This window comes from Vibrio sp. G-C-1, assembly GCF_021728015.1.
Lineage (GTDB): Bacteria > Pseudomonadota > Gammaproteobacteria > Enterobacterales > Vibrionaceae > Vibrio > Vibrio splendidus.
This window is the reverse complement of sequence record NZ_JAKKCR010000003.1, coordinates 129,931-145,344: the sequence shown is the minus strand read 5'-3', so window position 1 is coordinate 145,344 and position 15,414 is coordinate 129,931. Positions and strand designations below refer to the sequence as shown.

11 protein-coding genes are annotated in these 15,414 nt (G+C 44.8%); 6 read left to right on the top strand and 5 right to left on the bottom strand.

Annotated elements, in window-relative coordinates:
* The first annotated feature begins 41 nt into the window (after positions 1–41).
* Together L3V36_RS06025 and L3V36_RS06020 are read left to right on the top strand one after the other, a co-directional pair.
* On the top strand, positions 42–1,640 hold the full coding sequence (locus tag L3V36_RS06025; RefSeq protein WP_061022113.1) for an isocitrate lyase: 1,599 nt from the start codon (positions 42–44) through the stop codon (positions 1,638–1,640).
* A 252-nt stretch (positions 1,641–1,892) separates the two neighbouring features.
* Positions 1,893–2,471, top strand: coding sequence for a hypothetical protein (locus L3V36_RS06020; RefSeq protein ID WP_102442136.1), 579 nt, complete (start codon positions 1,893–1,895; stop codon positions 2,469–2,471).
* Positions 2,472–2,593: 122 nt separating this feature from the next.
* Here L3V36_RS06020 and L3V36_RS06015 read toward each other — a convergent pair whose 3' ends face one another.
* Both L3V36_RS06015 and L3V36_RS06010 read right to left on the bottom strand, forming a co-directional pair.
* On the bottom strand, positions 2,594–2,986 hold the full coding sequence (locus L3V36_RS06015; RefSeq protein ID WP_102446856.1) for a cystatin domain-containing protein: 393 nt from the start codon (positions 2,984–2,986) through the stop codon (positions 2,594–2,596).
* A 222-nt stretch (positions 2,987–3,208) separates the two neighbouring features.
* Positions 3,209–5,656 (bottom strand): M9 family metallopeptidase, encoded by a 2,448-nt coding sequence (locus tag L3V36_RS06010; RefSeq protein WP_102446857.1) that lies wholly within the window; start codon positions 5,654–5,656, stop codon positions 3,209–3,211.
* A gap of 448 nt (positions 5,657–6,104) precedes the next feature.
* Here L3V36_RS06010 and L3V36_RS06005 point away from each other — a divergent pair, with 448 nt between their 5' ends.
* Together L3V36_RS06005 and L3V36_RS06000 are read left to right on the top strand one after the other, a co-directional pair.
* Positions 6,105–7,391 (top strand): acyl-homoserine-lactone synthase, encoded by a 1,287-nt coding sequence (locus L3V36_RS06005; protein ID WP_208774650.1) that lies wholly within the window; start codon positions 6,105–6,107, stop codon positions 7,389–7,391.
* A complete protein-coding gene (locus L3V36_RS06000) occupies positions 7,384–9,990 on the top strand; it encodes a hybrid sensor histidine kinase/response regulator (RefSeq protein WP_208774648.1) in 2,607 nt (868 codons plus the stop codon). Before L3V36_RS06005 ends, L3V36_RS06000 begins: the two co-directional genes overlap by 8 nt.
* A 157-nt stretch (positions 9,991–10,147) precedes the next feature.
* Here L3V36_RS06000 and L3V36_RS05995 read toward each other — a convergent pair whose 3' ends face one another.
* Entirely contained in the window at positions 10,148–11,074 is a 927-nt protein-coding gene (locus L3V36_RS05995) for a LysR family transcriptional regulator (RefSeq protein ID WP_004731949.1), read from the bottom strand.
* 130 nt (positions 11,075–11,204) lie between these two features.
* On the opposite strand from L3V36_RS05995, the gene L3V36_RS05990 reads away from it, so the two are divergent.
* Positions 11,205–11,993: a hypothetical protein gene (locus L3V36_RS05990; protein ID WP_102575139.1), complete on the top strand. Its 789-nt coding sequence runs from the start codon at positions 11,205–11,207 to the stop codon at positions 11,991–11,993.
* Between the two features lie 106 nt (positions 11,994–12,099).
* Positions 12,100–13,620 (top strand): DUF1214 domain-containing protein, encoded by a 1,521-nt coding sequence (locus L3V36_RS05985; RefSeq protein WP_102575138.1) that lies wholly within the window; start codon positions 12,100–12,102, stop codon positions 13,618–13,620.
* Between the two features lie 138 nt (positions 13,621–13,758).
* Here the strand turns inward: L3V36_RS05985 and L3V36_RS05980 are convergent, their stop codons facing one another.
* Positions 13,759–14,397: an RpiB/LacA/LacB family sugar-phosphate isomerase gene (locus L3V36_RS05980; protein WP_208774647.1), complete on the bottom strand. Its 639-nt coding sequence runs from the start codon at positions 14,395–14,397 to the stop codon at positions 13,759–13,761.
* A gap of 63 nt (positions 14,398–14,460) precedes the next feature.
* The gene (gene kduD / locus L3V36_RS05975; protein ID WP_102446859.1) at positions 14,461–15,222 is read right to left on the bottom strand and encodes a 2-dehydro-3-deoxy-D-gluconate 5-dehydrogenase KduD; all 762 of its coding nucleotides are present in this window, start codon (positions 15,220–15,222) and stop codon (positions 14,461–14,463) included.
* Positions 15,223–15,414 lie beyond the last annotated feature (192 nt).

Below are 15,414 nucleotides of genomic sequence, written 5' to 3'. Positions count from 1 at the left end.
CCAAATTGGCCAACATGTCCACGTGAAACTAAGGAATAGTTATGTCGCAAATTACACAAGATATCGAAAAGATTGAAGTTGCAAAAAGCGCTGCTGGTGCTCCATGGGATGCAATTAACCCTGAATCTGCAGCCCGTATGCGAGCTCAAAACAAATTCAAAACAGGTCTGGATATTGCTCAATACACGGCAGATATTATGCGTGCAGACATGGCGGCTTACGACGAAGATAGCTCTCAATACACTCAGTCTCTGGGTTGCTGGCATGGTTTCATCGGCCAACAAAAGCTGATTTCGATTAAGAAGCACTTTGATGGCAAGACAGACCGTCGTTACCTATACCTTTCAGGTTGGATGGTCGCGGCACTTCGCTCTGATTTTGGTCCTCTTCCAGATCAATCAATGCATGAGAAAACCTCGGTTGCAGGCCTAGTAGAAGAGCTATACACCTTCCTACGCCAAGCAGATGCTCGTGAGTTAGGTGGTTTGTTCCGTCAGCTAGACGCGGCACGTGAAGCTGGCGATGTGAATCTACAAGACCGAATCCAAGACAAAATCGACAACCACGTAACACACGTAGTGCCAATCATTGCTGATATCGATGCTGGTTTCGGTAACGCAGAAGCGACTTACCTAATGGCTAAGCAGATGATTGAAGCGGGCGCATGTTGTCTACAAATCGAAAACCAAGTAGCCGATGAGAAGCAATGTGGTCACCAAGACGGCAAAGTAACGGTTCCTCATGCTGACTTCCACGCAAAACTTCGCGCACTTCGTTACGCTTTCCTTGAACTAGGCATCGACAACGGCGTTATTGTTGCTCGTACCGATTCACAAGGTGCTGGTCTAACAAAAGAAATCGCAGTGGTGAAAGAACCTGGCGACCAAGGTGATATCTACAACTCATACCTAGATGTTGAAGAGATCGATGTTGCTGATATGGCTGAAGGTGATGTTTGCTTCAACCGTGACGGCAAGCTAGTTCGTCCTAAGCGTTTGCCTTCAGGCTTATACCAATTCCGCGAAGGTACAGGTGAAGACCGCTGTGTATTCGACTGTATTGAAGCAATCAACGCAGGTGCTGACCTTCTTTGGATTGAGACTGAGAAACCACACATTGGTCAAATCAAAGAGATGATGGATGGCGTACGTGAAGTTCACCCTAACGCTAAACTGGTATACAACAACTCTCCATCATTCAACTGGACGCTAAACTTCCGTCAGCAAGCATACGATGCACTGGCAGCAGCAGGTAAAGACGTATCAGCATACGACCGTGCAAGCCTAATGAGTGCGGAATACGACGAAACGGAACTGTCTGCAAGCGCTGACGAGAAGATTCGCACATTCCAAGCCGATGCATCACGTGAAGCGGGTATTTTCCACCACTTGATTACACTACCTACATACCACACTGCAGCGCTGTCTACTGACAACCTTGCGAAAGAGTACTTCGGTGACCAAGGCATGTTGGGTTACGTTGCGAATGTTCAACGTAAAGAAATCCGCCAAGGCATTGCATGTGTTAAACACCAAAACATGTCTGGTTCAGACATGGGTGATGACCACAAAGAGTACTTTGCTGGTGAGAATGCACTAAAAGCAGCAGGTGAAGCGAATACATCGAATCAATTTGATTAATCGCTAGCACTTTTGATTAGTCGCTAACACTTTTGATTAATCGCTAAGACTAAAGCCTCCCCCGCCCTTCTCTCTTACTTAGGTAAGATCCGGGGGAAGGCTTTGAGATAAAGCTACTACTGCCAGCTTTATCTCAAAGCCTCAGATTTGTGTTCCACACCACGGTTAACCGAACAACTTCTGTTTAAGCTAACTGTATCCATATTTGTTCAGATTCCTATTTGTTGAGATTCTTATTTTTTGAGAGTGCCTATGACTTCAATTCCGACACACCTACAAGATGCAAAAACACTGTTATCAGAAAATGGTTTCGCAACGGGTGATACTTGGTATCACGGCACATCTTCAGCTTTACTCGCGTCTATTCAAGGTCAAGGGCTTAAGCGCTCTGGAGACAAAGCGCTCAACGAGGCCGCTTCAAAAACCATGGCAACGATTGGCAATAACTACACAGAATCCGTTGAACCCGTCTTCTTAACTCAGAGTAAAGAACTGGCGTATTACTGGGCTCAGCAAACCATTCGCGAGCGCAGCACTCGTTTTGAGGGTGAAGAGCAACCTATCGTGTTAGCCGTCAATCTATCTGACAAACAACAAGCAAAAGTCAGACCGGATGTAGGCGCAATGAGCCTGTTGATGATGAGTGTTGGCGAGCAATTCATGACTCACTTGACTGAGATCTATCAAGAGAACAACATCGCAGGCCCCGACATCGAGCTTCGCTCAGCCGATCGTATGGACTATCTGAATAAACTTGGGATGGCCTACATTGATGAAGACATCAGCCGAGCTTGTGTTCAAGAGTTATCGGAACCCGCATTGGCAAACTAGTAACGTTTAAAAACGCCTCTAAGTAGAATAAAAATGGCTCCTAATTAGGAGCCATTTTTTATGTGCGAAGTTATTTACATGCTAGTTAATCAATAGACCAGTTAATTTATGGACCAGTTGATCTATGGACACAGACGACCTTGCTGTGCAGGTTGCGTCATTTCAATGTCACCTTGTAGCGAGCGATACACAACGGTATTCCACACTTCACCATTATCCATTTCAAACTCGATAGCATAGTTCAAACCCGCGACAACCTGAGTTCGAACACTCAAGATCTGTTTGAGCTTAGCAGAGGTGTTCATTTGGCCAAGAACGACGTCTAACACTTGCTTAGCTTGTGGTGTGATATCACTTTGCGACCAACCACCCGTCAGATTTTTAGTGCTACAAATCGGATTCGTATTCTCTTGTGATTGAACTGGAACCTCAGATTTCTGACTGCATCCTGCTAACACAGCGACACTAAACAAGGTTGCTACTCCAAGTAATGATGTTAATCGTACTTTCTTCATAAATTCTCTCTACCTCTGTCATTCACGAGGCGTTACCCACAATGATGTTTCATATGCAGACAAGCTTAAACCTCGAATGTCATCACTTCATCAGAAATTATGCTGTAACGATCCCCTAAACACAGAACACTGTCAGAAAAACAAAGCCGAGCACTCATGCTCAGCTTTTTATCTCAATGGCTTAAATATCATTGATGATAAAAAGTCATTGAGGTTAGTGTCTTAATGAAAGTACACCAACATCTCGACATCATCTCCTTGTTGTTCAGCACTAAGTAAGAAATGCACATAGCCTTCTTCTGTTACAGGGATTTGTAGGTACTCATTGCTACCACGGTAATCAGACGCATAGTCATGTTGCCCTGCCGTTGGCCAATATGAGTGACTGGCGAACAGATCAACGTTGCCTCGATTTGGTTGCTCAGTATTCTTATCGTTCAACCACACTCGAACCTCTTGAACGCCCTGTGGTACATAGACTGCTGCATAACGTCGTTGGTGCACAGTCAATACTTGAGCCTGACCGGATTCCAATACTACAGGCGTTAAATCATCTTGTTCTTGTGTTGGTGGTGTTGGCGTTTCTGTTTCTAGCGAAGCCAACAGTGCCACATCATTGAAATCGGTACGCCCCGCAATACTCATGTAGTAGCGTCCCGGTTTGATATAACCTGATGCCTCTGGTTCAAACGCCACATGCTCATTGCTGCCGTTACCATATTGGCTGAATTCAAAATCATAGTAATGCGCCTGTTTGTTGTAACTCACGTAGAGGTCAGCATCACCTTGGCTTTGTCCTAGAACATGACCTTCAATAGAAATCTCGAAATGCTTGGTGTTTTCTGGCACATCAACATAAAACAACTGCTCGCTATACGCCTCTCCGCTCAACACCACGCTTTGGTTCGCGACAAGCACAGTGAACGTCTCGGTGGGACCAGTCGGCTCTCCTGGGTTCGGATCCGGGTTTGGTATTTCAGGCTCGGTTGAGACAGATTCTAACCAACGCTCAAACTCACCATTGTATTGTTGCCCAAGGACTTTCACTTGCTGCGCCCATTCGGCAAACTGACCAGAACGAGACAATGCCAATAAGCTTTCCACTTCTTGCGGGTGTTCTTCCATCATAAAGCGCACCGCTAAGTAACCCCATCGGTAGATACGATTGGAATCGTGGGAGTAAGTGGTCGCAAACACATCCGACAGACTCATTTTTCCACTAGCAATCAAATTAATCGCGGCATCGTAGCCTTGCTGGTAATGCATGAACTCTGCAAAACCTTCTAGCCACCACACCACATAACCATGAGCCAAATTGTCACTAAAGGAACCATACTGGTTAAAGCGCGCATCGAGATAGTGAGTATATTCATGCTCTAAATTGAGAATAGAAAGGTCATCGCCATTGGCGTAACGGTAAGCAACGAAACGTGCCACGTTACCCACTTCAGCAGGGTTTCCTTCTAAATACTGACCGCCGTTATCGGTGGTGTTTCCAAACAAGAATGCAGAGTAATCGGTGTAGCTGCCTTTACTGCCAAATACCGCCACTTCAACGCGGTTGTTGTTATCGTTGGCGACAGGTTGTTGGCCCGTATTCGCCACTTGATGAAACTGTGCTTCTTTGGCCGCCAACACATCACACGCTTCAATGGCTTGTGACGCACTCAAGTCTTGAGATCGGATAATGGCAGGCCCTTGGCATTCATGACGATTAGGTAGAACACGCATCGCTAAATCACGTTTTGCTTGCTCAAGATCCAATCCGTTTAAGCCTTCAGGAGCGTAATACCCCATCATCTCAACCGCAGCTAACCAAAGTTTGTCGTGCTCACTGCCAAGCGGGTTTTGTGCCATCACTTGCTGCATAACTCGCAACGCTTTGTCTTTAGTTTCTTTGTTTGGGCTTGCAAGCAAGCGACCTGTTTCACGGACTGCGTTATAAACAAGAAAGCCGGCATCAGTATCCAGTGCCCATGAGTTATCACGAGCGAACGCTGCAAGTGTATCGATATGCTGAGTATGACTCGCCATATAATCGTAAAAATTATCTCTAGCCGCGTGACCAGCCATTGCTCGAAACAGATTGTTTAGCCCGTCGACCCATTGTGAGTCTTGCGCGGTCTCTCTATTGAAGTGACTCAGTGCCGCAAGTTGTGCATCCATTGTGAGTGGCAGTTGCTTTACGTTATCAACCATTAGCGTCAGGCTTTTCATTGCTCCAACTTGTTCACGACCTTGGTCTAGCGCATTAGGATTGGTAAGGAAGGCAATGGTTGACTGAGCAAACCGCTGGCTCAACGCTTCACTGAAGTCTTGTGCTTGCGCGTTATAGCGAACGTAATAAGCCGCACGAACAAACTCACCAAGGTTTTCTAGCCTGCGAGCTTGTTCAGGTTCGCCTCGATAACGGGAAATTTCTAGGTTCAGCGTAAATTGAATGCGGCTTAAGCTCGCTTCGTTGTAGATATTGTTCAATGAACTTTCATCTGCCGAGAACCAAGCGCTATAACAAGCGTTGTCTGCTGCTGAAACTGAAGAAGCGAGATCAGATGCCTGTTGAAGATCAGCAACATCACATTGATTATCGGCAAAAGAAAAACTAGAAACACTGGCGATCATGCAAGCAAGCGCCAAACGATGACGTGGGAATAAACGGGGATGAGACATACGACACTCATTAGTTAATTATATATTTAGGGTCGCCGTTATATTCCTTACAACTAACAAGGTGAATTTACTTGCATATGATTTATGAGGTTGGTTCAAAAAATAGATATTTTACGTTATTTTATAAATTCAAAAGTTTATGCTCAACTTAACTACGACTTGGATTAAAAATGGAAGAATCTAGCATAAGCTATTGATAATAATATATTTTAATTCATCTTGAATTGATTTAGATATGACAAGCCTATGTTGTTAAGGGGCCGTGCAAGTAGTAGAATCTCGCCCGATTATGCAACTTATCCCTCAAGTAATAGGCTCAAGTAAAGTTACGGCAGACTCGCTCCAAGTAACATGACTCAAAAAAAATACTAAAAAAATTTGTGTCCTGTAGACAGTGCAGATCGAATAAAAATAATTATATAAACCTAGGCTAGGTTCGGTTAATCAAATGAAAATAACGTCGTCTTTAGGCTCACTGTTGGCTAGCAGTCTGTCTATCGAAATAAAACAGCGAGCTCTGATAGAGCTCGTCATCAGTACCTATCAGCCACAAGAGCGCACTGCTCTTTTCCAAAGCGTGACAGAATATCGTAGAAGCCAATTAGAATTGCTTTTCCCTGAGCATCAAAACAAAAGCTATTCGGTATTATTTGAGGTGATGGACTACCGCGATCTGATTCAGCGCTATCCAAACACACTATCTGCAGAGGTTGCTCTTCTCGAGCAGGCTGTAGGCCAGTGCTACATGCATTGGTTAGATTTTTGGTGCGAATGTGAAATTGCCGCAATCAAAGCAAAATCACCATTGAACACTAAGTCCCCTTCTTCTGTTGATCTGCCCATTAAAGATAGTGCCTACTACGGTGCAATCGTTGAACACATCGAAGATGCTCAACTTGTAGTGCAAACGCCCTGTCACCCACAAGGAATGTCAATCAGCGATGCCATTGCTTTAAGCAATCTTGAGGTGTTCATCAAGGGCGAGAAATGGTTTGAGATGCTGCCTTTATTACACCTCTCCCAGGCAGGTAAGCATTTTATTCTACTCAAACATCCAGTTGATGAAGCCTTTCCGACACTGGTTTCCTCTGCGCTGATTCAAGGTTGGTCAAAGAGTGATACGTGGTTAAGTTACGCGCCCCCGTTCAGCAATGAGCAATGGGACTACTGTTTACCTAATCACGGTTACGACGAACTGGCGAAGCTACAACTTTTCACACCGCCTACACTGTCAAAGTGTTACTCTCTGCCAGAATTTGACCAGCAATTCCAGTTACAATTGTCGGCTAAACACGCCCTATGTGAAGTACTGCGTCTGACAGTCAGTGGCAAGACTCAACAAAAGCTCTATTTCCTCTATCTTGCTCAAAAAGAGCTGATGAGTGTATTACATCAAATTGGGTATAAGATCGGCTTCACCATTATCGAGCAACCTTTCATGCTTCAGTTTTATCAAACTATTGAACCCAATGCGTACTTCCACTCAGGGTATTGCGAATTAAATGACGACGGCACAACAATTTATCGCGGGTTCTGGAATTTCGAGATGATGGTAAAAGCATTCAATGACGTCGATTTTCGCAGCTACAAAAGCGCAGTGCGTGAGAGCAGAAAGCTAAGCTCACTAGAAAAATTGAGTTCTGCGGAAAAAACGATCTCAGCAAAAATGATCTCAGGAAATAAAGCAAGGGCGGTATTAAAACCGAGTTCGGTAAGAAAGGATGAACATGTTTGATTTCGGCCTAGAAGCGATCATCTATGCAAAAGCAATCACGCTGCTTGCAACCGTGGCTGTGGTTGTTATGTGGTTGCTCTATTATTGCTACCGCCTAAAACAAAAGAACGAAGTCATTGCGGGGACACACCATGCCCCGTACATCGCCTATTCGATCTGTATTGTTGCGTGGATCAGCAGCAACGCCTACTTCCATACCGATTTATTGCCAGAACTTGGGGCCTCGGCCGCTGTGTTCGCGGCAAAGTTTGCCAACCTCGCCTCTTTCTTTGCGTTTGCCTTTGCCTATTACTTCTCGTGTAAACTCGCAGTCGAACAACGTAATGGTAAGGTTCATGCGTGGCAGCAAGCCATTTTTGTCACACTGACTGTCTACTCCTTCTTTATCAATTTAAGTCCGGGGTTAACCGTTGAACATGTCACGATTGCTGGCCCAAGCCAGTTCGTGATCGAGTTTGGCACACACACACCGTACTTCTTTATCGGGATGATCAGCTTCGTTGTCCTGACGCTATTCAACCTCGTGGCCATGCGCGCCAACAGCAGCAAGCTTACCTTAGCCAAAACCAACTACATGATCGCGGGCATCTTAGTGTTCATGCTGTCTACTGCGACAATCCATCTAGGTATGACCTACTTCTTGCGTGACTTCTCACTCACTTGGCTGCCACCAGCCTTGTCGATCAGTGAGATGTTGTTCGTTGGCTATGCTCTACTGACCTCTCGCTTCTATAGCGTGAAATACCTTGCGTACATGAGCTTAAATACGTTGTTGGTGTGTGCAATTTTGGTGATACCTTTTGGCGCGATATTTATCCCACTGACAGACGATAACCAATGGCTCATTGCTATCCCGATCTGCGCGGTTATCGGCATCACTTGGCATTTACTCTACAAACGTGTAAGCGACTACGCCTCCTTCTTTATCTATGGAAACAAGAAAACGCCAGTACAACAGATCCTCGCGCTAGAAGAGGATTTCAAGCTATCAATTGATGATGCAATGCGTCGTTTGGGTAGCCTACTGCAAATTCCAGAAGATAAGCTACGTCTAGTGAACAGCAACTACAACGAAACCTTCTACGAAGATTATCTGTCTACTAACAAGTCCGTTTTAGTGTTCGATGAGTTGTCTCAGGAGCTTGATTACACCGCACCAGCCAAGCGCTCAATCAAAGCCCTGTATGACAAGATGAGCTCCAACGATACCGCTTTGGTGATGCCTCTGTTTGGTCAGGGGAAATCGGTCACGCACTTGTTAGTATCGTCACACAAGAGCAACGATCAGATGTTCTCTAACGAAGAGATCTCTGCCCTGCAAACCTTGTTAACTCGAGTACAAAGCACTATCGAAGCCGATAGACGCATCCGCCAAAGCCGTGCCCTTGCTAACTCAATCGCTCATGAAATGCGTAACCCACTGGCTCAAGTGCAATTGCAATTTGAACTATTAAAACAGCACATTGATAATCAAGCACCAGCGAAACAGATCCTACTTGATATTGAGAACGGCCAAGCTGCGATTCAACGTGGTCGACAGCTGATTGATATCATCTTGCGAGAAGTCAGTGATAGCTCACCCGAGCATGGACCAATCACCATGACCTCTATCCACAAAGCCGTGGATCAAGCCGTCAGCCATTATGGCTTTGAGAACGAGAAGATCATTGAGCGAATTCGTTTACCACAACATGCTGATTTTGTGGCAAAACTGAATGAAACCCTATTCAACTTCGTTATTTTCAACCTGATACGTAACGCGATCTACTACTTTGATTCTTATCCAGACAGCCAAATTGAGATCAGCACCAAAACAGGGGCTTACGAGAACGTCCTCACATTCCGTGATACCGGCCCCGGCATTGACGAAGCCATCGTTCATAAGATCTTTGATGACTTCTTCTCTTACCAAAAAAGCGGTGGTAGTGGTTTAGGTTTGGGCTACTGCCAACGTGTGATGCGTTCATTTGGTGGCAAAGTTGAATGCCATTCCAAACTTGGTGAGTTTACTGAGTTCCACCTGTACTTCCCTGTTGTGCCCAATGCACCCAAAGCAGATGCGCTTCGTACTCCCTACTTCAATGATTGGAAAAGTAATCAAACCGCAACTGAAAACAAAACCAACGTAGACGCTAAGCCAGGCAACCAAGCGGCAACGCAAAATTCAGAACCAACAAGCACGCTAACCCCAGGGAATCATTTGGCTCCAACCGTACTGATCGTCGATGATAAAGAAGTACAACGCACGCTTGTTCAAATGTACTTGAGTCGACTTGGCGTCAATAGCTTGCAAGCCAAAAACGGTGAGAATGCCGTCGAACTGTTCAAAACACACAAGGTCGATTTGATCTTAATGGACGTACAAATGCCGATAATGAATGGTTTTGACGCCAGCCAAATTATCAAGGCACGCTCTCCTCAAACGCCAATCATTGCTTTGTCTGGGGAATCGGGACAACACGAGTTAGATATGATCAGCAAACTGATGGATGGTCGCCTAGAGAAGCCAACCTCTTTGAAGGCACTGCAGCACGTGCTGGACAACTGGCTAGAGAAAGGCTGGGCGTCAAACGCTTCTAAAGAAACAGAAAGTGAATAACTGGCTACGGACGGTTAAGCTAATCAATAGTTAATAGTTAATAGTTAATAGTTAATAGTTAATAGTTAATAGTTAATAAAAAATGCCCTCAAGAGATGTATTGAGGGCATTTTTTTGGTCAATTCATTGAATCAATAAAAACAATCACAGTTAAAGCTTACTGATGGTTGGCTTCAACCATCGCCGTTTCGATCAAATCCAGTAACCATTTGTATTTGGCAGAGTGTTGGTTTTTCTTATGAAGATAGGCAAATACCTCCATTTTCTCTGCATCTTCTTCTAATCCTTCAATCACAATCGAGCGCAATACTCCCTTGTGTTGTTCGATCACCGGAGGCATGCAGGGTGCGATCATATTGGAATGCTTAATCGTTTCTATTAACCCAACAACTGACGTCGTTCGAAGCGCCATATTAATCGATTTACCTTGGCTTAAAACTTCTTCTTCCAATCGCGAGTGTTTGTTTTGATCGAAGTAAGCAAGGTCTACATGCGCAAATGGAAAGGACAACAAATCATCGATCTGTGCTACATCCTCTTTAAAAGGATGGTCGACTCTTACTGCCAATACAAATTTTAGGGTCACGAGAGGCACGGCAATGATCTCGGCGGGCAGGTTTTCAGCTTCAAAGTGAATAACAAAATCAATCTCATCACTCTTAAGTCTTTCCAGTGAATCTTGGGAGCTAGTATGACTAATCAACCTCGAAAGTGGACTTTCATCTGAGAGTTGATGAAACAGAGAGGGTGTTAACCAAGGCAAAAGATGCGGGTTCGCCTCTATCTTAAAATCTTCGCTTAGTTCGGCAGGAGTAAACTGCTTACCCTCTTCTATCGCCGTGACCAACCCGTCCAATAATGGAAAAACACGTCGATACAGTTCATCAGAATAAGGCGTCGGGAGAAACTGCTTATTGGACAAAACAAATAGCTCTTCACCTAACGATTCCTTAAGCTTTTTGACGCTTTGGCTTACCGCTGGTGTCGAGACAAACAGCTTTTCGGCTGCTTTGCGCAAGCTTTTTTCCTGATACACCACCACAAACACTTTCAATAAGTTCAAATCGACATTATTCAGTTTCATACCTAGACCATAAACTATTACTTAACGAATGGTTAAGTTTATATAAATTAACTTAACGATGTCCACTTTGTATAGTTACCTCACCTTCACGCAGTACACGGATGTAGTGAGATAAATTTATGAGGCATCTATGTTATTACAACGTTCAATCCTTTCTCTAACTCCTTTGTTTCTGGCAAGTGTCGCGTTCGCGGAAGAAGCCGAAATTCAAGATATGTCAGATCCGTTAGCCGTCTATACACAAGGTGGTTTCGGTTACACAGACAAAGGCTTAAACCTGAAAATCGGGCAAACCTATGACACTGGTAGCGATACGACCATGGGTATGAATGTCTTCGAAGTCAAAGGCATCGCTGGTGAAGCCATTGGTTGGAATAACCGAGGCGCAGATGACAGTATCGATTCGATTCGTTTCAGAAACTTCGGCGTAGACTTAACCAATGGTCGAGGCACACAAGTCGATATGTCTTGGGGTTTCGATAGTAATCAAGGTAGTGCGTCATACAGCTTTATACAGGCTCTTCCACAAATGGGCATGTTTAATTTCTATCCGCTTGCGGGTGTCGGTATTGCTGCAGGTGAAGAGTTGGTAGAAGGCTCTGGAGGCAACCTCGACGCGGATCAACTTCGTGATCGCTACAACATGCACGGTACTTTTTACGTGGCGGGTATGTACGCAAAAATGCAACTTACCGACAAGATTTGGTTGAACTATAACCCTATGTATTTAGGCACGATGTCTGGTTCATCAACGTTCAAAGATTATGGGTTCGAGGGCAGTGATTCTGTACTCGCACATGAGTTTGCTGCGAGCTACCAGATTAACCCAAGGGCGAACGTTCGTTATTTTGCAAACTGGACAGAAAACACCAGTATCGAAGACGGTGATCACCGCATCGAATTTAACTATCAGTTTTAAGCAGTCACTTTCTGCTTGGATGAGCTCTTTCAGTTTGAACCAATGATTTCGGTTCGACGAGCCATTCCCGTTTTGACGAATAATTTTGAGTTTTTGAGGACACATTATGAATATGATATCTAAAGCCTTTGTTGGTAGTTTCACTTGCCCATTACGCTCAGCTGCCATGCTAGTTTCTGTAACAGCCTTGTTTTCAGCCACAGCGATAGCAGGCAACGGTGATGCGACAGAAACGATCCAAACGCGAGCAGGTGACTTTACTTTCGAAACCGACTTTCTTCATGGCATTCCAACACAAGAAAGCTCAGCAAAACTGTTTGAACTGATGGACTATCAACGCGCGTCACAAGCTTACATTTGGTCCGTGCCTTTGGTGTCAAACTACGCATGGAAACAAGCCTATGCCGACATGGGTGCAGAGGATGGTCAAATTACTTATGTTGAGTCTCATGAATCTAAGCTAGGAGGCTTAACTTACAACACCTCTACGCCTTACGCGATTACTTGGTTTAACGTAGAGAAAGAGCCCGTTGTTATAGAAATTCCCACAAATGAACTGCGTGGCGCGGTACACACAATGTGGCAAATCGGTATTTCACAGATGACCGAACCGGGTGTCTACGTGGTAAAAGCGAAAGGTTCTGAAACGCCTAGCAACTTGCCAAAAGGCGCAAAAGGCGCAAAAGTATTTGAGTCTGATACCAATAATGTTTTCTTGGGTGTTCGCTTAATGGCTAAGTCAGATCAGCAACGTATGAAAGACTTAGAAGCATTAAAAATTACTGACCTTAACGGCAAGCCGCTCAGTAGCAAAGGCGTGAACTTCCCTGAACGTGGTGACGATGCTAAGCACCCACGTGGTATGGCATTTTGGGAAACGTTGAATGAAGCGATCCAAGCCGAACCGGTGGCAGAGCGCGATCGTATGATGCACGACATGTTACGCCCATTAGGTATTGAAAAAGGCAAAGCATTTACTCCATCAGCTCAGCAGCGTGACATCTTAGAACAAGCTGTAATCATGGGTGAAGCTATGGTCAAAAACATCGATTTCAACAAAACAGAACGTCTACCACATGCGGCTTACGGTAAAGAAGGGAATTCGTGGGAAGTCGCAACGGCTTCAACACCAAACCAAGACCGTCACTATGGTATGGATCTCGATGGACGTGCAGCTTGGTTTTATGAAGCCGTCACTAACGACATCGCAATGCATGGATTTGAGAGCGGCGGTTGGGGACAGATCTACCTAGACAACTACCGTGACGACAATGGCAAAGGGCTAAATGGCAGTAACCACTATACTTTGACGCTAGATGGAGATGTAAATTTCGCCGATTTGTTCTGGACAATTACTGTCTACAACGTAGAGAACCGCGCCATCATCGACAACGATATTGAACGTGCCGACGTGGGTTCAAACATCGAAGGAACGGTCAAAGACGCACAAGGTAATTACACCTTCCACTTCTCGCCAACTAAGCCAGCAGGTGTGAATGAAGCGAATTGGGTGCAAACTCGAGAAGACGAAAACTGGTTTGTTTACTTCCGCGCATACTCACCAAGTAAAGCATTTGTAGAGCAGCAGCCTGAAACCTTGTTGCCTAACTTTAAGCGTGTGGACTGATCGTCTAGAGCGAATCACGTATGACTTGTTCACGCCAAAAATAACTATCAGGTTCAAAGAACAAAACAAAAGAGGAGCCTCAGGGCTCCTCTTTCTCTTTTCTATCTTCACTAATAACCGGGTAAGACCTTGATAGGTTTAATCTAAAAGTGAACGAACGTAGTCTGCAATGTCTGAGTCTTGGCAATGATCAAACAAGCATTGTTGGAAACGCTCACTGCCAACCGCTGTTTTCACGAGCTCTTGGTCGATTGCTCTTAGAGAATCAATAAAGTTATCTTTTACCACCGCCGCTTTCACTTCATTCAAAATTGCTGCGTTACGTTGCTGTGGTTCTGCACGTTCTAGTGGATACCCATTACCACGCTCGCCTGTAAACGCTTTTTCAAAGATATAACGAATGTTGAGTTCACCTGCCCAGCCAAAGCCTTTAGCAAAAGCGAGAGCGAGAGCATTACCGTTATTTATTTGGTTAAACAAGAAAGCATCTGATGGCTCTAGGCAGTAACCACAAACCACACCCGGATGCAGGTTCAATGACATCAAAGCACCTTGCCCTGTTCCACATCCCGTCACAACAAAGTCCACAGCCTTTGAGTTGATGAGAATACTCGCCATGATACCTAAGTGGATATACGTTAAGTGGTGATCATTCTCGTCGGTCATACCTAGATTAAAAACATCATGACCAATGCCACCCGCCACTGACTCTAGCTCAGCTGCAACCATGGCATTTTTACCTGCCTGACTGTTTTCCATCATTAGTGCGATTTTCATTTATGTTCTCCTGCAAGATTGCTGCAAATTTAAAATTCTTAACCGTGTTTGTTACAAGGTCAGTTAACGAGCTAACCAACCACCGTCAACAGCAATGGTATAGCCGTTAATGTAATCCGATGCTGATGAGGCTAAGAACACACAAGGACCTGCGATATCTTGCGGTTTACCCCAACGTTCAGCCGGAATACGCTCAAGAATCGCTTGATTGCGCACAGCATCTTCACGCAGAGCTTGAGTATTGTTCGTTTCCATATAACCGGGTGCTATCGCATTCACATTGATATTGTCGCGCGCCCATTCGTTCGCCATCGCACGTGTCATTCCCATCACTGCGCTCTTTGAAGCCGTATAAGAAGGCACGCGAATACCACCTTGGAATGACAGCATAGATGCAATGTTAATGATTTTTCCGCCAGTACCTTGCGCCTTAAACTGCTTTGCAACAGCCTGAGACATAAAGAACACAGTCTTGGTGTTCACGTTCATTACGTCATCCCAATCTTGCTCTGAGAACTCAATAGCATCTTGGCGGCGAATAATTCCTGCATTGTTCACGAGAATGTCGACTTGGCAAAACTCAGCCAAAGTGCGCTCTATAACCCCTGGAATGCACGCTTGATCGAGAAGATCAGCACTCACGTTTAAGAACGAATGACCTGCCGCACTCATTTTCTCAATAGTCTCTTCAGGTTCTGTTCGGTTAACACCGACAACTTTACAACCAGCTTCCGCTAGGCCTAATGCAATACCTTGCCCAAGCCCCGTGTTGCAGCCAGTCACTATCGCTACTTTACCTTCCAGACTGAATGACTCTAAGATCATGCTCGCTTCCTCAATTACATTGGATTCATTGCGTATCATTACCACCAACAATTAAATCATACAATAAGATGTAAATGCGAGAGCGACGTTGTAGAAGTTCGATCTTGCACCAAAATCAGTCAAGCAAGTTGAAACGAGCACCACAAACTAAATGAATGGGGGAAGTGATTTGAAGAAGAGAAACCTATAACC